This window comes from Herbaspirillum sp. GCM10030257 (genome assembly GCF_042666555.1).
GTDB lineage: Bacteria > Pseudomonadota > Gammaproteobacteria > Burkholderiales > Burkholderiaceae_D > Noviherbaspirillum.
In genome coordinates this window covers 67,758-87,494 of the sequence record NZ_JBHTDH010000010.1, presented here as the reverse complement: position 1 = coordinate 87,494, position 19,737 = coordinate 67,758, and the positions used below count along the sequence as shown (strand labels likewise).

General features: G+C 53.6%; 19 protein-coding genes and 4 tRNA genes. 2 read left to right on the top strand and 21 right to left on the bottom strand.

All coding sequences use genetic code 11. The features are described from left to right. Positions 1-348 precede the first annotated feature (348 nt). The 9 genes from lipA to ACFQUU_RS16425 all read right to left on the bottom strand — a co-directional run bounded on the left by lipA (position 349) and on the right by ACFQUU_RS16425 (position 9,553). A complete protein-coding gene (gene lipA / locus ACFQUU_RS16465) occupies positions 349-1,350 on the bottom strand; it encodes a lipoyl synthase (RefSeq protein ID WP_382249017.1) in 1,002 nt (333 codons plus the stop codon). A 9-nt stretch (positions 1,351-1,359) separates the two neighbouring features. After that, positions 1,360-2,484, bottom strand: a complete 1,125-nt coding sequence (gene gcvT, locus ACFQUU_RS16460; protein WP_382249015.1) for a glycine cleavage system aminomethyltransferase GcvT — start codon at positions 2,482-2,484, stop codon at positions 1,360-1,362. 32 nt (positions 2,485-2,516) lie between these two features. Then, positions 2,517-3,896: an L-serine ammonia-lyase gene (locus tag ACFQUU_RS16455; RefSeq protein WP_382249013.1), complete on the bottom strand. Its 1,380-nt coding sequence runs from the start codon at positions 3,894-3,896 to the stop codon at positions 2,517-2,519. 71 nt (positions 3,897-3,967) lie between these two features. After that, positions 3,968-6,829 (bottom strand): aminomethyl-transferring glycine dehydrogenase, encoded by a 2,862-nt coding sequence (gcvP, locus tag ACFQUU_RS16450; RefSeq protein WP_382249011.1) that lies wholly within the window; start codon positions 6,827-6,829, stop codon positions 3,968-3,970. Positions 6,830-6,955: 126 nt separating this feature from the next. Further along, entirely contained in the window at positions 6,956-7,336 is a 381-nt protein-coding gene (gcvH, locus tag ACFQUU_RS16445; protein WP_382249009.1) for a glycine cleavage system protein GcvH, read from the bottom strand. 806 nt (positions 7,337-8,142) lie between these two features. After that, a complete protein-coding gene (locus ACFQUU_RS16440) occupies positions 8,143-8,529 on the bottom strand; it encodes a hypothetical protein (protein ID WP_382249007.1) in 387 nt (128 codons plus the stop codon). Further along, entirely contained in the window at positions 8,516-8,776 is a 261-nt protein-coding gene (locus ACFQUU_RS16435) for a hypothetical protein (protein WP_382249005.1), read from the bottom strand. Before ACFQUU_RS16435 ends, ACFQUU_RS16440 begins: the two co-directional genes overlap by 14 nt. A gap of 10 nt (positions 8,777-8,786) precedes the next feature. Further along, positions 8,787-9,353 carry a hypothetical protein gene (locus tag ACFQUU_RS16430; RefSeq protein ID WP_382249003.1) on the bottom strand — a complete coding sequence of 189 codons (567 nt, stop codon included), beginning with the start codon at positions 9,351-9,353 and terminating at the stop codon, positions 8,787-8,789. After that, the gene (locus ACFQUU_RS16425; RefSeq protein ID WP_382249001.1) at positions 9,350-9,553 is read right to left on the bottom strand and encodes a helix-turn-helix transcriptional regulator; all 204 of its coding nucleotides are present in this window, start codon (positions 9,551-9,553) and stop codon (positions 9,350-9,352) included. Before ACFQUU_RS16425 ends, ACFQUU_RS16430 begins: the two co-directional genes overlap by 4 nt. Before the next feature lie 355 nt (positions 9,554-9,908). Here ACFQUU_RS16425 and ACFQUU_RS16420 point away from each other — a divergent pair, with 355 nt between their 5' ends. Then, complete coding sequence (locus ACFQUU_RS16420; protein ID WP_382248999.1) at positions 9,909-10,118, top strand: hypothetical protein; 210 nt, start codon at positions 9,909-9,911, stop codon at positions 10,116-10,118. Between the two features lie 175 nt (positions 10,119-10,293). On the opposite strand, the gene ACFQUU_RS16415 is transcribed toward ACFQUU_RS16420, so the two are convergent. From ACFQUU_RS16415 to ACFQUU_RS16390, 6 genes are all read right to left on the bottom strand, one after another. Then, positions 10,294-10,794 carry a hypothetical protein gene (locus ACFQUU_RS16415; protein ID WP_382248997.1) on the bottom strand — a complete coding sequence of 167 codons (501 nt, stop codon included), beginning with the start codon at positions 10,792-10,794 and terminating at the stop codon, positions 10,294-10,296. Then, complete coding sequence (locus tag ACFQUU_RS16410; RefSeq protein WP_382248995.1) at positions 10,791-11,453, bottom strand: Rha family transcriptional regulator; 663 nt, start codon at positions 11,451-11,453, stop codon at positions 10,791-10,793. Before ACFQUU_RS16410 ends, ACFQUU_RS16415 begins: the two co-directional genes overlap by 4 nt. Then, on the bottom strand, positions 11,450-11,656 hold the full coding sequence (locus ACFQUU_RS16405) for a helix-turn-helix transcriptional regulator (RefSeq protein ID WP_382248993.1): 207 nt from the start codon (positions 11,654-11,656) through the stop codon (positions 11,450-11,452). Before ACFQUU_RS16405 ends, ACFQUU_RS16410 begins: the two co-directional genes overlap by 4 nt. A 147-nt stretch (positions 11,657-11,803) precedes the next feature. Beyond that, on the bottom strand, positions 11,804-12,439 hold the full coding sequence (locus ACFQUU_RS16400) for a hypothetical protein (RefSeq protein ID WP_382248991.1): 636 nt from the start codon (positions 12,437-12,439) through the stop codon (positions 11,804-11,806). A 96-nt stretch (positions 12,440-12,535) separates the two neighbouring features. Then, positions 12,536-13,759, bottom strand: a complete 1,224-nt coding sequence (locus ACFQUU_RS16395) for a tyrosine-type recombinase/integrase (RefSeq protein WP_382248989.1) — start codon at positions 13,757-13,759, stop codon at positions 12,536-12,538. A 173-nt stretch (positions 13,760-13,932) separates the two neighbouring features. Further along, positions 13,933-14,025 (bottom strand) — tRNA-Leu (locus ACFQUU_RS16390). 562 nt (positions 14,026-14,587) lie between these two features. Between ACFQUU_RS16390 and ACFQUU_RS16385 the strand changes: the two genes are divergently transcribed. Then, positions 14,588-14,902: a BON domain-containing protein gene (locus ACFQUU_RS16385; protein WP_382248987.1), complete on the top strand. Its 315-nt coding sequence runs from the start codon at positions 14,588-14,590 to the stop codon at positions 14,900-14,902. 531 nt (positions 14,903-15,433) lie between these two features. Here the strand turns inward: ACFQUU_RS16385 and ACFQUU_RS16380 are convergent. The 6 genes from ACFQUU_RS16380 to uvrC form a co-directional block, all read right to left on the bottom strand. Continuing rightward, complete coding sequence (locus ACFQUU_RS16380) at positions 15,434-15,874, bottom strand: DUF2383 domain-containing protein (protein WP_382248985.1); 441 nt, start codon at positions 15,872-15,874, stop codon at positions 15,434-15,436. Positions 15,875-16,568: 694 nt separating this feature from the next. Further along, a tRNA-Cys gene (locus ACFQUU_RS16375) sits at positions 16,569-16,642 on the bottom strand. A 110-nt stretch (positions 16,643-16,752) separates the two neighbouring features. Further along, positions 16,753-16,828: transfer RNA gene (locus ACFQUU_RS16370), tRNA-Gly, on the bottom strand. 91 nt (positions 16,829-16,919) lie between these two features. Continuing rightward, positions 16,920-16,995: transfer RNA gene (locus ACFQUU_RS16365), tRNA-Gly, on the bottom strand. A gap of 219 nt (positions 16,996-17,214) precedes the next feature. Further along, positions 17,215-17,790 (bottom strand): CDP-diacylglycerol--glycerol-3-phosphate 3-phosphatidyltransferase, encoded by a 576-nt coding sequence (pgsA, locus tag ACFQUU_RS16360; protein WP_382248983.1) that lies wholly within the window; start codon positions 17,788-17,790, stop codon positions 17,215-17,217. Positions 17,791-17,873: 83 nt separating this feature from the next. Further along, complete coding sequence (gene uvrC / locus ACFQUU_RS16355) at positions 17,874-19,730, bottom strand: excinuclease ABC subunit UvrC (protein WP_382248981.1); 1,857 nt, start codon at positions 19,728-19,730, stop codon at positions 17,874-17,876. Between the last annotated feature and the right edge of the window lie 7 nt (positions 19,731-19,737).

Genomic DNA, 19,737 nt, shown 5'->3' with positions numbered 1-19,737 from the left:
CTCTGCAATTTTGACAACTTTTCCGTGAGGAATGCTTGATTTTTCTCAAACGACAAGCTTTTGGGAAACTGTTGCAACAAGAAAAAAATGCCCGCACGGCTGGCAAAGCTGTGCGGGCAAACTTCTTGGGAGGCTTAAGGAGCCAATTTCATGGTAGATCGGCTATTTTTTGCCGATTTGCGTTTCCGCAATGAAGCGCTGCACCCTCAAGACAAACCTCAAACCAGGGTAATGCCAGTCCCTGTTCTGCTGAAATGACGTAGGCGAGCGCTATTGAGGCATTGCGCTGCTTGCAATTTGGCTATCCCTCGAATGTGCTGTCGATATCCTTGTACGGAGGCGAAACAACTACGATCCTTCGGCCAGCAGCGACTTTGACTGCAGATCTGCGTGGTAGGAAGAGCGCACCATGGGACCGGACGCAACGTGGGTAAATCCCATTTTTTCCCCAATCTCTTTCAACGCTGCGAATTCCTCGGGAGGGACATAACGCTGAACTGGCAAGTGATGAATACTCGGTTGCAGATATTGTCCGAGTGTAAGCATGCGAACCTCATGCTCTCTCAAGTCTCTCATTACCTCCTCGACTTCTTCAAGCGTCTCCCCCAATCCAAGCATCAGTCCCGACTTGGTTGGAACAGTCGGATGCTGTTCCGCAAAATGCTGCAGCAGCCGTAGTGAACCTAGATAATCTGCTCCGGGGCGTGCCTGCCGATACAGGCGTGGCACCGTTTCGAGATTGTGGTTGAACACATCGGCCGGCGCCTTGCCAAGTATTTGGAGCGCCACATCCACGCGACCGCGGAAATCCGGCGTCAGCACTTCAATCACAATACCCGGATTGTGGATGCGGGTCTGTTCAATGCACTCGACAAAATGCCCTGCGCCGCCATCGCGCAGGTCGTCACGGTCGACCGATGTGATCACGACATATTTCAGGGTCATAGCCTGAATGGTGCGTGCCAGGTTGAGAGGCTCTTCCGGATCGAGCGGGTTTGGCCTGCCGTGTCCGACGTCGCAGAACGGACAGCGGCGCGTGCAGATGTCCCCCATGATCATGAATGTCGCGGTGCCACCTTTGAAGCACTCGCCAAGATTCGGGCAGTTGGCTTCCTCGCATACTGTGTGAAGCTTGTTTTCCCGCAGGATGGCCTTAAGGCGCTGCACTTCGCGCGTGCCGGTGAACTCGGCACGAATCCATTTCGGTTTGCGCAGGATCTGTGCCGGCTCCGTCGGTACGATCTTGATGGGAATGCGCGCCATCTTTTCCGCGCCGCGCATTTTTTCACCCGCCTGGACCGGCTTCAACGCATTCATCACAGGTTTCTCCGTCGCCTTGGAGTCGCTCATTGTCTTGCCTCAACCACGATAATAACGCTGGGGGGTGAACGGCGTCTTTGCCACTTCAACTGCGACCGGCTTGCCGCGCACAATCGCATTCAGCGGGGTTCCCGGTGATGCCAAAGACGACTCGATATAACCCATCGCGACCGGAGCGCCAACCGTCGGGCCGAAACCGCCGCTGGTGACCTTGCCGACAATGCGGTTGTTATCATCTGCCAGTTCGGCGCCTTCACGCACTGGCATGCGATCCTTGACCAGCAACCCGACTCGCTTGCGCTGTACGCCTTCCGCAAGCTGCCGCAAAATGATGTCCGCCCCGGGATAGCCGCCGGGTCTTGCGCCATCCGCGCGGCGTGCTTTTGACAGTGCCCATCCCAGACTCGCTTCAACTGGCGTGGTTGTAACATCCATGTCGTGCCCATAGAGGCACAGCCCTGCCTCTAGTCGCAGCGAGTCACGGGCTCCGAGTCCAATCGGGGCGACTTCGGGTTGGCTGAGCAGGAGACGTGCAACGTCTTCGACCTTGTCGTTCGGTACCGAAATCTCAAAGCCATCTTCACCGGTATAGCCGGAACGGCTGATAAAACATTCAGCGCCGGCCAGTGTCACCGTGCCGGTATTCATGAAAATCATTGCGGCAGTTTGCGGAGCGAGTCGCTCCATGACCGCTGCGGTTGCCGGTCCTTGTAGTGCCAGTAAAGCCCGGTTGTCAAGCACAGTGATATCGCAGCGATCGGCAAGGTGCTTGCGGAGATGAGCGATATCCTGCTCCTTGCACGCCGCATTGACGACGACGAACAGATGGTCGCCACCATTCGATACCATGATGTCGTCCAGTATGCCACCCTGCTCGTTGGTGAACATGGCATAGCGTTGCATGCCGACTGGCAGGCCGACAATATCTACGGGCACCAGGGATTCCAGCGCTGCGGCCGCATCCGCACCACCAAGACGCACCTGGCCCATGTGCGACACATCAAAAAGTCCTGCCTGCATCCGTGTATGCGCATGCTCCTTCAAAACACCTGTCGGATACTGGACCGGCATTTCATAGCCGGCGAAGGGAACCATTTTCGCGCCAAGTTCCAAATGCAGATTGTAGAGCGGCGTGCGTGCCATAGGCTTCGTTGTGGTGTCCATGGGTTGTCTTCCTTATGATTGATCTGCCCTGCTCAACATTCAATGACGTTGACCGCGAGTCCGCCGCGCGCGGTCTCCTTGTATTTGATTTTCATGTCGGCGCCGGTTTCGCGCATCGTCTTGATGACATTGTCGAGGGAAACGAAATGGTGTCCATTTCCACGCAGCGCCATGCGCGCCGCATTGATGGCCTTGATGGAGCCCATGGCATTGCGCTCGATGCAGGGCACTTGCACCAGTCCGCCGATCGGATCGCAGGTAAGACCAAGGTTGTGTTCCATGCCGATTTCGGCCGCATTCTCGACTTGTTCGATGCTCCCGCCCATGGCTTCGGCAAGCGCACCGGCCGCCATGGAACAGGCCACGCCGACCTCACCCTGGCATCCGACTTCCGCTCCAGAGATAGATGCGTTTTCCTTGTAAAGGATGCCAATGGCGCCGGCAGTCAGGAGAAAGCGAATGACGCCATCGTCATTGGCCCCCGGGATAAAGCGATGGTAATAATGCAGTACAGCGGGCACGATGCCGGCGGCGCCATTGGTCGGTGCCGTCACGACTCTCCCACCCGCCGCATTCTCTTCGTTGACTGCAAGCGCGTACAAGTTTACCCAATCCAGCGTGGTGAGTGGATCGCGCAAGCTGACTTCGGGCTGGCTCGAAAGGCTCCGGTACAGTTCGGCGGCACGTCGCTGGACTTTCAGAGGACCGGGCATGGTCCCTTCCCGTTCGCAACCACGCTTCACGCAATCCTGCATGACCTGCCAGATACGGAGCAAGCCTTCGCGTGTCTCCTGCTCGGAGCGCCAGGCTTTTTCATTTTCCAGCATCAACTGGCTGACCGATAGCTTGTTCTCGCGGCACATAGCAAGCAGTTCATCACCGCTGTGGAACGGAAAGCGCAGCTCGGTGTTGTCAGGAACAATACGGTCGGTCCCTGCGGCATCTTCGTTAATGACAAAGCCGCCGCCGACCGAATAAAAGACTTTGGCCGCTAACTCGGCACCTGTGCTGTCATAAGCAGTAAAGCGCATACCATTGGGGTGGAATGGCAGGGACTGGCGGCGGTACATCAAAAGATGTTCCCTTTCGTTGAAAGCGATTTCCCGTTCGCCCAGCAGCCGGATTTTTCCGGTATGCCGTATCGACGCCAGCATCGCATCAGTCTGATCGGTATCGACCAGATCGGGCGCATGTCCCTCCAGGCCCAACAGGACTGCCTTATCGCTGCCGTGTCCCTTCCCTGTCGCACCGAGCGAACCGTACAGTTCAGCTTTGACAGAGGCGATTGATGCTAGCTGACCGTCTTCCTTCAGTTTGGTGACAAACTGCAATGCGGCGCGCATAGGCCCGACGGTATGCGAACTGGACGGCCCGATACCTATCTTGAACAACTCAAATACACTGATTGCCATTTTGCCGCGTTTCCTTTCAATGGTGCAGCATCGCGCCGCACCACCGGTTGTTGGCAAGCGCCTGCAAACGATTATTCGTAGTCCGACATGGGCGGACAGGCACAGACCAGATTACGATCCCCGTAGACATTGTCGACCCGTCCAACCGGTGGCCAGTATTTCGCCCTGCGCAGCGATGCAACCGGGAATACAGCCTGTTCACGCGAATAGTTCCGTTCCCATTCACCGGCGATGTCCATCGCGGTATGTGGTGCGTGGCGAAGCACACTGTCCTCTGCCGTAATCTCTCCATTTTCGATGGCGCGAATTTCGTTGCGAATCGCAATCATTGCCTCGCAAAAGCGATCCAGTTCATCCTTTGATTCGCTTTCCGTCGGTTCGATCATCAAGGTTCCGGCTACAGGGAAGGACATGGTCGGCGCGTGGAAACCAAAGTCCATGAGACGCTTGGCGACATCATCCACAGTGATGCCCGTGTCCTTGAGTGGCCGCAGGTCGACGATGCATTCGTGCGCGACGATGCCGTTTTCGCCTGCATAGAGAATCGGATAATGCGATGCAAGGCGCTTGGCAATGTAGTTTGCATTCAGAATGGCAACCTGGCTTGCCTCCTTGAGACCTTGGCGGCCCATTAGTTTGATATAGGTCCAGCTGATCGGAAGGATGCTCGCACTTCCCCATGGTGCCGCACAGACTGGGCCGACGTGGTTCTCCAGCATCGCATGCCCAGGGATGAATGGCGCGAGATGCGACTTGACACCGATGGGGCCGACACCCGGACCGCCGCCACCGTGCGGAATGCAGAAGGTCTTGTGCAGGTTGAGGTGCGAGACGTCACCGCCAAACTTGCCTGGTGCACAGAGTCCGACCATTGCGTTCATGTTGGCGCCGTCGATGTAGACCTGACCGCCATGCGCATGCACGATGTCGCAGATTTCACCCACCGCTTCTTCAAACACACCGTGGGTCGAGGGATAGGTAATCATGATCGCCGCAAGGTCCGTCGCATGTTTTTCCGCCTTCGACTTCAGGTCGGTCACCTCCACATTCCCGCGCTCATCGCATTGCACGACCACCACTTGCATGCCCGCCATATGCGCGGTTGCCGGATTGGTGCCGTGCGCAGAACTCGGAATGAGGCAAACATTGCGATGACCTTCACCGCGGCTCTTATGGTAGGCACGAATCGCCAGCAAACCTGCATATTCCCCTTGGGAACCGGCATTGGGTTGCAATGACACAGCGTCATATCCAGTGCATGCAACCAGCATTTCTTCAAGCTCTCTGATGAGATGCTGATATCCCTCCGCCTGGTCAAGCGGAGCAAAGGGATGTAATCCACCGAATTCCGGCCAAGTCACCGGAATCATTTCAGTGGTCGCGTTGAGCTTCATGGTGCACGAGCCCAGCGGAATCATGGTGCGATCCAGCGCCAAGTCCTTATCGCTCAGCGCCCGCAGGTAACGCAGCATCTGCGTTTCGGAGTGATGGCTGTTAAATACCGGATGCGTCAGATATGGGCTACGCCTTACCAGCTCCGCAGGAATATAGTCGGCGGCTTCGGCTTCGGCGGCCTGGAACGATGGTATGGATTTGCCGTCCGCAAAAACCTCCCACAATATTTCCACGTCTGCGGGAGTTGTTGTTTCATCGAAGGAAACGCCAACAGTTTCATTGTCAACGACACGCAGGTTGATCGAACGGTTGTGTGCGGCAGCGTGTACGTCGGCCGTGCGGGCACCTGTGTGTACTGTCAGTGTGTCGAAGAATGCCGAGGTGCGGACGTTGATATCCAGCGTACGCAAGCCGTGTGCGAACGCAGCCGCCAAACGGTGCACGCGCTGGGCGATCGTTTGCAAGCCCTGTGGACCATGATAGACCGCGTACATGCTTGCAATATTGGCGAGTAATACCTGCGCAGTACAAACATTGCTGGTTGCCTTCTCACGGCGAATATGCTGCTCTCGCGTCTGCAAGGCAAGCCGGTATGCCTTATCGCCGTGGCTGTCAATCGACACGCCGACGACACGTCCTGGCATCAGGCGCTTGTTGGCATCGCGTGTGGCAAAGTATGCGGCATGCGGACCGCCGTAACCGAGTGGTACACCAAAACGCTGCGCCGAGCCGATGGCGACATCGGCACCAAATTCTCCAGGTGGTTTCAGAAGCGTCAATGCCAGCAAATCGGCGGCAACGACCACCAGCGCGTTTTTGGCATGTGCCTTCGCAACAGTCTCCGCATAATCATGGACTTCGCCGTTCAGTGCAGGATACTGCAGGAGTACGCCAAAGCAATCGACCTGTTCGAGGGCAGTTTGAGGATCGCCAACCACTACTTCGACACCAATTGGTTCGGCACGGGTACGTACAACGTCAATGGTTTGCGGAAAGCAGTCCTGCGATACGAAGAAGATCTTGCTCTTGCTTTTGGAAACGCGCTGGCAAAAGGTCATTGCCTCTGCAGCAGCAGTCGCCTCGTCCAGCAGTGACGCGTTGGCGATTTCAAGACCGGTCAGATCCGAGATCATGGTCTGAAAATTGATCAGTGCTTCGAGGCGCCCTTGTGATATTTCAGGCTGATAAGGGGTATAGGCCGTGTACCAGGCGGGGTTTTCCAGCAGGTTGCGCAGGATAACGTTTGGCGTATGGGTGTTGTAGTAACCCATTCCGATATAGGACTTGTAAACCTTGTTGCGTGCCGCAATCTTGCGGAGTTCGTCCAGCACTTCAGGCTCACTCCGCGCGTCGTCCAGATTGAGTGCCTGATTCGTCAGGATGGTGCCGGGAACAACTTTTTTGATGAAAGCATCCATGGACTCGAAACCGAGTTCGGCAAGCATGTCGTTCTGGTCGGCCTGCGCCGGTCCGATATGCCTGTCGATGAAATCTGAGTGCTGCTGCAATGTTTCAAACGCAGCGCGTTTCTGAGTCATGGTTACCTCTCAAAGCTTAAATAAAATAGTTGACGGCAAGTGACGACATCGGGCCAGTGGGGCTTGTCGGCCTACCATGCATATTGAAGTGGGCGCTGTCCCCTTTGACAACGCGATGAAGGCAAATCAGCCCAGGCTTTCGATATACGACTTGTATCCGGCTTCATCCATTAGCTCGTCAAGTGCCGTAGTGTCACCCGCCTTGAATTTAAAAAACCAGCCCTCGCCCATCGGATCTTCATTGACTTTGCCTGGTTCATCGCCAAGCGTCTCATTGACTGCCGTCACCATACCTGTGATCGGCATCAGGATTTCGCCGGCGGTCTTCACCGATTCGATTACCGCAGCTTCTTCACCTTTGGTGAATTCCTTATCCACTTCCGGGAGTTGCACATACACAAGGTCGCCGAGGTGGTCTTGTGCGTAGTCGGTAATGCCCACCGTCACAACACCGTCGTCTTCAACGCGCAACCACTCGTGTTCCTGTGTATAGAAGGTCTTTGCCATTTGCTTATCTCCGGAAAAATATGAGGAAGTGATCTAATGAAACGCTGCAAGATCGATGCGTGCTGCCTTTCAAGCTCGGCGCGTGCGATAAGGCGCTGAAATCGCTTGTTTTTGAGCCGCGTCCGAGTCTTGACGTTCTTGATTCTAAGGAAATTTTAGAGGGTTCTATGTTTTTATTGTATTCAATCAGGTGGATTAAACATTTAATTTTTTAAAAAGATCGAGGTTAACGTTTTCGAAATATAAAGCATTGAGCCCAGGTTTTTTATTTTTAGAAGTCGAACGACAATTAGTATCGGCCATGCTGGCTAAGCTGCCAAATAGTAAAAAGCAGGTTATTTTTGGTCCGCATAACTGATAGCAAGAAATGTTGATTTTGCGTGCAGAAGGTCTTTGCCGTTCCCCCTTTACTTGCCAATATAGCTGTCCGGTCAACAGACCTGCTACGTTGTCGGGAAGGAATGAAGTGCATCGACGGCGGTGGCCACTCGATGGTTTAAGTAGGAAGTGGAGATTAAAACTTCGGAGCACCAAGTGTCTTTGCACACTTGGTCAAGGAGAATGATTGGTGCCGAGACCGGAATCACATTCCGCCCGCAAAGCGGCATAAATGCTATTTACTGCGGATCACAAGCGCAAAAATACCAACAAAAATACCAACAAAGCTCAAGCGGCCAGTATCGCGCCAGGGCGATCAACATCGAAGGCAATGCCAAAATGCAATGTCGGGGGATTTTCATCGCTGCCGTTTGGGCGCTTCGGCAGCCGATCCTTGAAAAGCGAAAGCTGTTCCGCAAGTTCCATTGCTATCGCTCTCTCCTATCGGCAGGTTCGCCAACGCCATCAACGTCCGCATGCAACTTCCGCCGCAGGGCGGCGTATCCGTCCACCCCAAGGCTTGCGGTCAACTCGGCCTTCATTTCCTCGGGGCTTTTCCGCGGCCACCCTTCATGCAGCGGGACCATCTCGACGATCTGATATTGGCCCGGCTTGCCAAAACCGCGATCAAGGAGTTCGCGGGCGGACGCCAGAATGATGGCCGGATTGGTACTGGACCTCATCAGGGCGGCAATGCTGGCCACCGCCTCCGGGCCGAGATTCATTGCCAGCTCGCGGATCTGCTCGGTCAATTTGTTCGGCGTACCCTTCTTCCGTCCTCCGGTTTTCGGACGCTTCGGCTTAAATGGTTCCATGCTGCGCCTTTCTATCCCGGTCTAAAGTAGATTCGCTGGTGGCATGGACCTCAATGTTTTTCTGCAGACGGCGCAAGTACGCCCTCAAGAAAAACTCGGAGCCGGCACTCGAAGGGCGGGCGTGCCTGGTGACGGTCTCATATACCTCGCCACCACGTGGCAGTTCGATGGCGCAAGCGCGCAGGAATTGCTCCGCTGCGCGCGCTCCCTCGATGGACTGCTTGACGTTTTCAAAGTCAGTTTTCATCGAGGCGCTTTCAGATCGTGGAAGCCGTGCGAAGGGCAACATCGGCAGCAGTTCGGATCTCATCGACTGGAGCCCGATCAACCGGCGCATGGGAAGCGAAGAATGCAGTGCGATATTCGTCTGCACGCTCACGAGTTAGGAAAGTAACGCTTGCCGGCGCATTGACGATCGCGGCAACGGCAGCACCATCGCCACGGGCAACGGCCTTCTTCAAATAATCGAGGCGCCCCGACTCATCCAGGCTCCGGTAGACCTGACGAATCTCGGCAGCGTATTCGTCCGGAACCAGGTTCGCTTGCCGGATCTGCTGAGCATCAAGCGCCTTGCTCTCGGCATCGACCAGGGCATTAATCCTGACGTGGACCTTTTGAATTGCGTCCATCAACCGCGTGCGAGCAGCCTCGACAACGAGCGAATTGGCCTTCTCGGACTTCATTTCATCCGGGTTTTTGCGGTGGTGCTCGACCGCCTCGGCCAGCATCTTGATTTCTTGCAGATGACTGGAGGCCTGCTTGCCTGCTTCGGTGCCGGGCAATCGTGCAATCAACGATTCGAGTGTTTTGATTTGCGGGTTCATGCAACCTCCCCAAGCCGCTTGGCGGCAAACTGCTCGACCGCAGCTTTCGGGAAGTACAAGGGACCGCTCGGACTCGGGATGCGCTGCCCTTGCGGGAAGCTGCCATGTTTGCGCCAACGGTAAATGGTTGCGGCGGATGCCTGGCAGAGTGCGCAGGCCTCGGTAAGGTCGATCCGGTCTTTTGGATGTGCGGATAGCATGAAACTGCTCCTAAAAAGGCGCAGCAGGCGACCGCACGGAAAGCACACAAGGCGCTACCGATTTGGTATGATCGAGCTTCCTCACCAAGGAATATCGACTGCCTGCTTGCTAGGTTGTCGCGACAAAGAGCCCGCCGGCAAGCGGGCTTTGGTCGTTTACGGCTCCAAACATCGAGGCCGCGCTTTGCACTGCAATGAATGACGTAGCAATGCATCGGCAATCATACCGATTCAACTGTGCTATGCGGCGATTTTTGTAGACTTTTTGAATTGCAGATCACTTCGTTTGCAATCTGACACATTTTCTCCGTACAGTCAGCGCCAAAAATGTCTTTGCGGAATGATGGAGGCAATCATGAAATACGAGCGTTTTGAGTGGAGCAGTCCCTATATCCGCTGCGGCCAGCGGTTTGGTCTCGAAATATTTGGTGAAGCCGATATTTTCTGTTTCGATGCAGAGGCCATTGCCAAGTACGCCATTGAAAGAATCCGAAAGACGCACCCGTCCCTCGCCCTGGAGCTTGAGGCAAAGGTTTTCATCGAGCGCGTAGCCCGGAAAGACTAACCCGCAGAACGCAGGGGATGATGAGCTCGGCGGGACGCTGAGAAAAGGAAAAACCGAGACCCCATAAAATAAATATAGAGATGGTAATTCTAGAGAGGTGTACACGTGGTGTACCAGACAAACCTCGAAAATCAGTGATTTAGGTTCACCTGCCGTACCTAAACGGGTGTATTCCTTATCCGTCTGGTACACGTGGCGTACCTAAATGGGGCTTTTCCTGAACTGTCGGTACACGTGGCGTACTCGATGATTTATTTTTGGCAGGCTTGTCAGAGTCGCGCCAGCGATCGAGCGGCCCTGCGGTGGGTTGTACATCGAGCTTTCCGGCGCACTCGTCGATCGCCAGCCAGCCCAAGGCATACAGGCTACACTCGTGAAGTGACCCTTGCCTGGTCTGCACAATTAAACCCGACGCGACCAGCTCTTTCAATGCCTTGTACAGGGTTGCCTTCGAACGCCAGCCGCGCGCCCGCATCACCTTTTCAAACGCCACACATGCATCACCGTTCTTTCCCATGCTCCATTGGCTCGCAATATCCAACAGCAGCTTTGACGCATAAGGAGACAGTGACGCAAGTGCCGGACTGCGCAACACATCGAGTCGGAACGGCAGGAATGCACCATTGCCTCGCGCCTGCTTCGCTGTTTTCAACGCTTTATCACGCGAACGGCTCATTGAATCTGTTCCGCCGTACTATTACGCAACGACTGCAGAAATCCGGGCAACGCGGCTTTGCGTTCGTTATAGCTGCGCCCGCGCGCAATCCAAATCGCATTGCGAGCTTCCAGGGCCTCAAGTGTCGAAAGATCCGCAAGTGAAAGATGGTCACGATCGACTGCCTCGAACTTGCCGAACATGACCCAATTTAACAGACGCGCTTCATTGGCATAATGATGCGATTGAGTCGATTTGCCATCGTCAGCACGCGTCTCATGCAGGGCATCAGACATGATGCGATACGAGGCGGCCAACTGCTTCCGTTGCGCCTGCCAGCTTGATGAGCCGGCATTCAACACTGATCGCATCGCCAGAAAAGCGTCAACCAATCGGACCTGGCCGAGTCGGGATTTTTTGCCGCCGATGAATGGCATCGCAATCAGTGCTCCCCGCTCGCTCAATTCAATGGCACGCCGGGCTTCGCCTTTTATATCACGATATTTAACCGCCTTGAATTCAAGGTGGTTCAGCGTTCCGTCCGCAATTAGAGAATCGAGCGATTGCAATACGTTGTCATGCCTGCGGCCGAATTCGTCTGCGATTATTAGAGAATTGGTGATGGGCTGACCTTGCCGGAGGTGTACAAGAGAGGTGGCGTGCTCGGAGAGATTGATCATTGCTTGCCCCCTTCTGCACGCTGGGCAATGAAGACTTCAATCTCTGCTGCATCCCATACGGTAACCGAAGCTCCAAGTTTGAATGGCTTCGGGAAGTTTCCTTCGCGCACCCAACGCCAGATAGTTGCGGGACTTACCGGCAATGTACCTTTCTTTGCTGGCGTGGTCGCCAGTTCATCCATCCGAATAACTCGCTTTGACATTTGACACCCCGTGAGAATACGCCGTAGCGCAATGGGGGTAATGTCCTATTTTCTGTGGATGCTAAGAAGCCGCCTTGCCGGCGAAAGTGAATGTATGCGGGCAAGATGGCTAGGGTGCCGGTAGCGTGGACTATCTGCTTGCAAGAGTTACGGTTTGCCGGCAGACCGAAGTTTTTTCCATTCACCAATCCATGAGCGGGCAGTACGAAAGGTAACAGGCACCTCTTTTCCTGCAATCGCCTCTGCGGCACTGTCCATGCTTTTATGGCGGGCCATGTTCTCGTCGCACCACGCAAAAACATCAGATTTCATCTTTCGGTTTTCTGTATGCCTTGCGTCAGCTCCTAACTTTGCCAATTTCGATGAGCCATTTTCCATTTCTCGGCCGGAAATAATTCCTTGCAAAATTCCGAGCCATTGATTGGCTTCACAAGCGTATGACCACGCCACTGCACTTCCTTTTTCCGCTTTCAATGCTTGCACAGCGAACGCACATGCAACTTGCATCGTTGAAATTTGAACGATGGCGGCCTTAAACCCTGGAATGAACGGTTCCCCATCCCAATCTGTAAGGTCTTCAGTTTTTTTAAGTTCTTTTAATTGCGCTTCACCACTTGTGGCATCGTCCTTCCACATTGTTCTAAAAATAAAGTCCCAAAAATCCAACTTATCGTCAAAGCTCCACATCTCCCAGATGCTAACTAGTTCACTAATAACTAAGCCAGCCTCCGTTATCGGCGTCCGCATCTCAATCGGCGTACGTGGCAGGTAATCTTCTTCCATTGCATTCCCTAAATGCTTCCCTGAAAAATAAGGTGCCAGTCCAGCCCGTCAGGGAACGGGTTTTCGGGGATCAGCCTAGGACTAGCAAAAGCTAGTTTAGTCAATATCCGCATGTAGCGGCACGATGTCAGCACCCTTGCGCAACTTGTCCAGATAATTAGCCCAACGCTGCATCATTTCCCGGCGTGCAGGTAAATGTGCCGTACGGTTGTAAGCCCGCCCGTTCGGATCTTTCACCGCATGTGCAAGTTGATGCTCGATCAAATCGATACGCTCGCCTAGCAGTTCATCCATTATTGTTCGAGCCATCGCCCGGAAGCCGTGCGCCGTCATCACTTCCTTGGCATATCCCATGCTGCGTAACGCGGCGTTTAAAGTGTTTTCACTCAGGCACCGTTCACGCGTCCGGACGCTGGGAAAGACATACTTGCCTTGGCCGGTGAGCGACTGGATGCCGCGCAAAATTTCTACCGCTTGCGTCGACAGCGGCACGATATGGTCGACACCCATTTTCATCTTGCGTCCGGGAATACGCCACTCTGCCGCATCCAAGTCAATCTCCGCCCATTCCGCGCCACGTAGTTCACCTGGACGCACGAAGACCAAAGGCGTGAGCTTTAGTGCTGCTACTGCGTAGGGATGTCCGCGGTAAGCATGAATAGAGCGCATCAGATCGCCCACTTGCTTAGGGTCTGTAATCGCTGCGTAATTGGTTCGAGGGACTGCTGCTAATGCTCCGCGCAAATCGGCGGTCACATCACGTTCTGCGGAACCGGTGGCGACGGCAAAGCGAAACACCTGACCGCAAATCTGTTTTACTCGATGCGCTGAATCAATTGCACCACGAGCTTCCATTGTTCGTACCGTTAAAAGCACATCACGCGGCCCGATGGTGCAAATAGGTTTGCTACCGATGAAAGGGAAAACATCCTTTTCCAGCCACGTCGTCACTTTTCCGTGTGTGCTGGCTTCGCGGTTCGCCTCCGTCTTTCTCAACCATTCTCGCGCTACGGCTTCGAAGGTTTGTGCTGCTGCCAGCGTCTTGGTCCGCTTTTCGTCGCGCTTGGCTTGACTAGGATCGACACCTTCGGCCAACTGTGTACGGGCCTTGTCGCGTCGCTGTCGAGCCTTGGCGAGCGATACGTCGGGATACACGCCTAATGCTAATGTCTTTTGCTTGCCAGCAAAGCGGTAATTCATTCGCCAATACTTTCCGGCCGCCTTTACGAGCAAATATAGGCCGTGTCCATCGGAATGTTTGTCGCCAGCCGATGCGCCACTGTGCTTGACTCGCCGAAGAAAAGTGTCTGTCAGCGCCATTTCACCCCCGTGTTGGTATCTCAATTACGGGATTTTGAAAGTACCAACAAAAACGCCATTAATTTGCTGGTATCTCATGGTAGTGCATGATATGGAGTAAGACAATAAAAAACCCGCAACACCAGGGGGCGTGCGGGTTTTGAGATTTGAAGAGGCTGGATGATACGGAGGTTTGGTGCCCGAGACCGGAATCGAACCGGTACGCCCCCTCTCGGGTAAGCGGCGGATTTTAAGTCCGCTGTGTCTACCAATTTCACCACTCGGGCACAAGACAGCCGTAATCCGCTGCACATGTAAAAAAAGCGCACGTAGCGCTTTTTGGGAAAGACCAGACCAACCGGCTGGAATGGCTTTCGAAGCCTTGGCGCGTCTTACAAATCAAAGGGATATTTACTATCCCTTCAATGCACCATCCGCCTTAATTTGCACATCAAAAGCAGGTCGAATTGTAGCATGACGACATGTTGTTGACGAAGCCCCAATCAATTCTTCAGAGCGGAATTCTTTAAGTTGGAGCGATGCGAGGCGAGTTTGTCCTGGTTTGAACAGGATTTTCTTGCCCCGAGTGCGAGACGATCTAAGTTTCCTAGGAAACATACTACGCCAAATATAAATTACAAGAATGTGTAATTTTTTTAGTATAACTGCCTTGTTTTGTTTGACTCCTAGGCGCATCGCTTCGGCTGATCACTGAAAGGCTAATCTCCGAGGATTGCGTATTTGGTATGAAAAATGCAACAGAGAGATGGTCCGATAGGGACATTTCCGTTTCAATCAATGGGACTAAGCCGTTTGATACCAACGCCCGCATACTAAAGAGGAAATCCAATGAACATCCTGAAACTCGTTCTTCCCCTATTCTTATCGCTGTTCATTGCCGCATGTGCTCCGACGCAAACTTCTCGTTCCACTGGAGAGACATTGGACGACGCTGCCATTACTGCACGCGTAAAGACGGAGATCGCAAAAACGGCAGGGGTTGGCGAAGCCGCAATGATCAACATTGATACTTATCGGGGTGTGGTATCACTCGCTGGTTTCGTTGATTCCGAACAGCAACGAGCCAATGCAGCAAAAGCTGCGATGGGTGTGCCTGGAGTCAGCCGAGTTGTCAATAATCTCGAACTCAAAAAGCGGCAATGATCAGTTTGCCACGCCAGGACACGACCTTGTAACAGCGACACGATGGAAACAATGGCAAGGCGATGTAAAACGATTGGGGGCACGATTCGCACGATAAGGCTGTTGCAAACACATCAGGACGTACGGCATGGGCGCTGGTTCCTGCTCACAGGTCTAGTGATGCCTGCGGCGTGTCTGGTCACATAGTCTCTTGAGTTCGACGCGATCATCGATATTCGGAGACCTGACCACGAGGGCCGTGACTTTTCGCTGGTAATGCCGAGAATTTGCGGGGTGTGGCGATATAAGCTTTGATCCCTCGCCCGTCGACGCCTTGGCATTGGTGTTTGCCTTGCTCGGGTGGCGTCTTGGTCTATTTCATTTGTCACGTCATCAATTCAATCGCAGCCAGCGTTTTCGGACTTGAGTGAACACGATATGAGCGATCCATGCATAACGTGTTCATTGTTTCGTGACTAGCGCTAGAAAGACAATAAGGATAACTACCTTAGTCAAGTCCGCTACTGTGCGATAAGGCAATCTATCCGCGATTCAACGGGCTGGCGTTGTGGCGAGACGCTGCTTGGCTGCCTCGGCCAATGCCTGTGCCTTAAGAAGTAATTTTTCCACGTTGGCCGATGTGGTTGTCTTTAACGCTGCATTTGCAGCGTCCGCCAGTTTTGTCTCCGCGATGATGAGCTCTTCCAGCATGGTTGCCTGCGCATCGCCTGAAAAGAATTCTTTTACCGCGCTTAATACTTCTACTGCCGCCTCGCGGTCGGGATCAGGCATTTTCGGGAGGTCATCCATACGTCGCAGTTCTTCAGCGATTTCGAGTGCGAGTTCATTATGGCGTTCGGCCAGTGATTTGAACTCTTCACCAAGCACAATATCATTGGACCGTTTGGCACTGCTTGCGAAACGGTCCGCTGCTTCGATACAGAGTTCTTCGACCTCGTTCAAGGCGGCCTGCGCATCGTTTCTGAGCAACATATTGCCCTCCTCATGAAATCTCCACAGTGATAAGCGCACAGAATAGTACGCAACAAACCACTATTCGCTTTCTGAATTTTCTTTTGTCGGCAGCAATGCTTGCAAACCTTTGGTGAGTTCACGCATTAATCTTCGCGAAACTATGCCATGGCGTTAGGAAGCGAGGCGCGATACACCGTCGGTTCACAGTCAAGGACAGAGCAACCATGCCGCTTAATATCCGTCTGAGAGACGTCAAGCCTTCAGCATTCGCAATTCATCAATGCACTGTTTTTTGACAAGTCTGTGGATTAGATTGTTCGCGGTGGACTGACGAATTGCGATCTTTTCGGCGTCGTCACCAAGGTACACGCCGGAAGGAAATTCCTTCATGTCACTATTCAGTATATGCATTTGAGGAGGTTGCGGAGATTGCGTAGGTGATGAGCCGTATGGGGCAACAAGACAGCCTCACCATTTGCTGCTACGCCGCCCTCGCACGGTCACACCATACGAAGGCTTACAGACGCTGCGCAACTACGAATCATGCATGTCTGCCATACAGCAGTAAAAAAGCTGGTGAAGATTACTGCGTTTTTACACAAAGGTATATGTAGGGAGATATGGGAAGCGCGAGGAGCTGAAAACCCTCTTCTCATTACGGATGCCCGAAATAAAAATGGGTTAGCTATCAATAGCTAACCCATTAAATATTTGGAGGCGGGGGTCGGGATCGAACCGGCGTAAACGGCTTTGCAGGCCGCTGCATAACCACTTTGCTACCCCGCCATGGAGTGATATTTTAACTATAAAACTCAATCGACGCTTTTTAGATCAGACTGTTGACATCGAAGCAGTCTGACGCGCCTGAAGACAAATTAATTGCCCTCTTCAAAAACTGGAGCGGGAAAAGAGTCTCGAACTCTCGACCTCAACCTTGGCAAGGTTGCGCTCTACCAACTGAGCTATTCCCGCATATGCTGCATGGCTTACTTCATCAGGAAAATCGGAACATCGACATCCTGTGAAATAAAAAAGGAAGCTAAGTCAGCTTCCTTTCGGATTCTGGAGCGGGAGAAGAGTCTCGAACTCTCGACCTCAACCTTGGCAAGGTTGCGCTCTACCAACTGAGCTACTCCCGCGTTCACAACAGACACGCATTATAGAGGATTAAGGATGTTTGTCAACCCTTGGCAATTGGTACAAAGGCATCAAACTCTGTCATATAGCCATCGTCACAGACTGGCTCAACTGCATCGATTATCACTCGTAGTACGCCGCAAATTTGCCTTTCAAGAGTCAGTACAGCATGGGTTCACATCTATTCTCGGCTGCGGTCAAGACTGGCCCAGTCTGGATATTCAACCTGCCTTTTCCTTGATCAACGGCCAAGCCTTACGCAGATAATAGAACATTGACCATACCGTAAGCGCAGCCGCGATCAGTAACAGCCACGCGCCCAGCACGCGCGTATCAATGACGCCAAACAGCATGTCGCTGAACAACAGCATGGGAATTGCCACCATCTGTGCCATAGTCTTGATCTTTCCCAGCGAACTGACGGCTACAGATTTGGATGCGCCCAGTTGGGCCATCCATTCGCGCAAAGCGGAAATGGCGATCTCACGACCAATGATGATGAAGGCCACAACCGCATTGACACGATCAAACTCAACCAATACCAGTAAGGCACCGGCGACCATCAATTTGTCGGCGACCGGATCGAGAAACGCACCAAAGGCAGAGGTTTCATTCCAGCGGCGCGCAAGAAAGCCATCGAACCAGTCTGTGATTGCGGCCACAATAAAGATTGCCGTCGAGGCGACTCCCTTTGCGTAGGGAGTGAGCCAGTCATCTGGCAAATAAAATACACCCACGACAAGGGGAATGAGCGCAACGCGCAACCAGGTAAGTAGAATCGGAATGTTGAGTGGCATAGTCGGCGCCTGTAATTTACCGCGATTATCGCGTGGAACTTGCGTTGACTGCAATGAATTACCGACTGGAATCCGACACAGCTCTAATGCAATTGCTTGTAGATCTCTTCGGCAAGCTGTCGGGAGATGCCGTCAACGGAAGCAAGATCCTCTATGCTCGCGTCTGCTACGCCGCGCAAACCGCCAAACCGCGCCAACAATTTCTGACGGCGTTTGGCACCGATGCCTTCAATTTCTTCAAGACGAGACGTCTGTCGTGCCTTCGCACGCTTGGCGCGCATACCCGTGATGGCAAAGCGGTGCGCCTCATCGCGAATCTGTGCAATAAGCATGAGCGCTGCGGACTCTTTGCCCAACTCCTGTGGCGTCCGCTCGTCGGCAAACACCAGTGTTTCGAGTCCGACCTTGCGGCCTTCGCCTTTCGCCACGCCAACGATGAGGCTGATGTCGAGGCCGAGCTCGCTGAATACCTGGCGAGCCATTTCTACCTGCCCCTTGCCACCGTCAATCAAAACAACATCTGGCATGATGCCGTCTCCGTTGGCCACTTTCTCGTAACGGCGCATCAGGACCTGACGCATCGCTGCATAGTCGTCACCGGGCGTGATATCGTGAATGTTATAGCGACGGTATTCGCCATTTTGCATCGCATGATGATGAAATACCACGCAAGATGCCTGGGTAGCCTCGCCTTGGGTATGGCTGATATCAAAGCATTCGATGCGCAAGGTTTCAATGTCAGTGTCGTCGAGACCAAGCACTTCGACGAGCGCTCGCGTTCGTGCCTGTTGTGACCCTTGTTCGGACAAGAGGCGTGCAAGTGCAATTTCAGCGCCCTTTTGTGCCATTTCAAGCCATTGGCGACGCTGCCCCTGCGGTTGGAAGACCAGGGAGATCCGATGACCGCATTGCTCCATGAGCGCCATCATGAGCGCCGGCTCATCCAGTTCCACGTTCAGGATGAGTACCGAAGGAATGAAGGTATCAATGTAATGCTGCACGAGGAATGCCTTCACTACCTCGATCTCTACCGAACCCTCTGCGGTCGCAATCGCGTCGTCCACATGCGTCGGAAAGTAGGCTCGATCGCCGAGATGACGACCTCCGCGGACCATGGCCAGATTGACACAGGCGCGCCCACCCTGAACCACAACCGCGATAATATCGATATCGGCGTCACCAACAGTTTCCATCGTTTGTTGATGAAGCACGCGAGACAATGCAGTGATCTGATTACGCACTGCCGCAGCTTGCTCAAACTTGAGTTCTTCAGCGAAGCCGTGCATCTTTTTTTCGAGGGTTTCCAGGACTTCCTTTTGGCGGCCGCGCAGAAACTTCGCCGCATTTTCGACGTCGAGCGCGTAGTCTTCCTTACTGATTGCGTTGACGCAGGGACCGCTACAGCGCTGAATCTGGTGTAACAGGCAGGGACGCGTACGGTTGGCAAATACCGTGTCCTCGCATGTCCTGATCTGGAACACCTTCTGCAGGATCTGCATGGATTCCTTGACGGCCCAGGCGCTGGGAAACGGGCCGAAGTACTGGTTCTTTTTATCAACCGAGCCGCGGTAATAAGCCATTCGCGGTGTTTCCTGCGCGGTGATTTTCAGATAAGGATAGGACTTGTCGTCTCGGAAAAGAATGTTAAAGCGAGGCTGAAGCGTCTTGATCAGGTTATTTTCAAGTAGCAAGGCCTCTGCTTCGCTCCGCGTGACCGTCGTTTCAAGACGGGCTATACGCTCGACCATCATGGCGGTGCGCGGACTGGCAAGATTCTTTTGAAAATAACTCGACACACGTTTCTTGAGGTCGCGCGCCTTCCCTACGTACAGCAGCTTGTCATCGGCATCGAAATACCGATAGACACCAGGCAGGTGCGGCAGCTTGGCGACTGTCTCTAGGACGACCGCCCGCGGATCAGGTACTGGAATGTCGGACATCGGTAAA

Coding starts and splice junctions, on each gene's coding strand:
- lipA (WP_382249017.1), bottom strand. CDS start 1,350: ATGAGCGACTCCAAGGCGACGGAGAAACCTGTGATGAATGCGTTGAAG.
- gcvT (WP_382249015.1), bottom strand. CDS start 2,484: ATGGACACCACAACGAAGCCTATGGCACGCACGCCGCTCTACAATCTG.
- ACFQUU_RS16455 (WP_382249013.1), bottom strand. CDS start 3,896: ATGGCAATCAGTGTATTTGAGTTGTTCAAGATAGGTATCGGGCCGTCC.
- gcvP (WP_382249011.1), bottom strand. CDS start 6,829: ATGACTCAGAAACGCGCTGCGTTTGAAACATTGCAGCAGCACTCAGAT.
- gcvH (WP_382249009.1), bottom strand. CDS start 7,336: ATGGCAAAGACCTTCTATACACAGGAACACGAGTGGTTGCGCGTTGAA.
- ACFQUU_RS16440 (WP_382249007.1), bottom strand. CDS start 8,529: ATGGAACCATTTAAGCCGAAGCGTCCGAAAACCGGAGGACGGAAGAAG.
- ACFQUU_RS16435 (WP_382249005.1), bottom strand. CDS start 8,776: ATGAAAACTGACTTTGAAAACGTCAAGCAGTCCATCGAGGGAGCGCGC.
- ACFQUU_RS16430 (WP_382249003.1), bottom strand. CDS start 9,353: ATGAACCCGCAAATCAAAACACTCGAATCGTTGATTGCACGATTGCCC.
- ACFQUU_RS16425 (WP_382249001.1), bottom strand. CDS start 9,553: ATGCTATCCGCACATCCAAAAGACCGGATCGACCTTACCGAGGCCTGC.
- ACFQUU_RS16420 (WP_382248999.1), top strand. CDS start 9,909: ATGAAATACGAGCGTTTTGAGTGGAGCAGTCCCTATATCCGCTGCGGC.
- ACFQUU_RS16415 (WP_382248997.1), bottom strand. CDS start 10,794: ATGAGCCGTTCGCGTGATAAAGCGTTGAAAACAGCGAAGCAGGCGCGA.
- ACFQUU_RS16410 (WP_382248995.1), bottom strand. CDS start 11,453: ATGATCAATCTCTCCGAGCACGCCACCTCTCTTGTACACCTCCGGCAA.
- ACFQUU_RS16405 (WP_382248993.1), bottom strand. CDS start 11,656: ATGTCAAAGCGAGTTATTCGGATGGATGAACTGGCGACCACGCCAGCA.
- ACFQUU_RS16400 (WP_382248991.1), bottom strand. CDS start 12,439: ATGGAAGAAGATTACCTGCCACGTACGCCGATTGAGATGCGGACGCCG.
- ACFQUU_RS16395 (WP_382248989.1), bottom strand. CDS start 13,759: ATGGCGCTGACAGACACTTTTCTTCGGCGAGTCAAGCACAGTGGCGCA.
- ACFQUU_RS16385 (WP_382248987.1), top strand. CDS start 14,588: ATGAACATCCTGAAACTCGTTCTTCCCCTATTCTTATCGCTGTTCATT.
- ACFQUU_RS16380 (WP_382248985.1), bottom strand. CDS start 15,874: ATGTTGCTCAGAAACGATGCGCAGGCCGCCTTGAACGAGGTCGAAGAA.
- pgsA (WP_382248983.1), bottom strand. CDS start 17,790: ATGCCACTCAACATTCCGATTCTACTTACCTGGTTGCGCGTTGCGCTC.
- uvrC (WP_382248981.1), bottom strand. CDS start 19,730: ATGTCCGACATTCCAGTACCTGATCCGCGGGCGGTCGTCCTAGAGACA.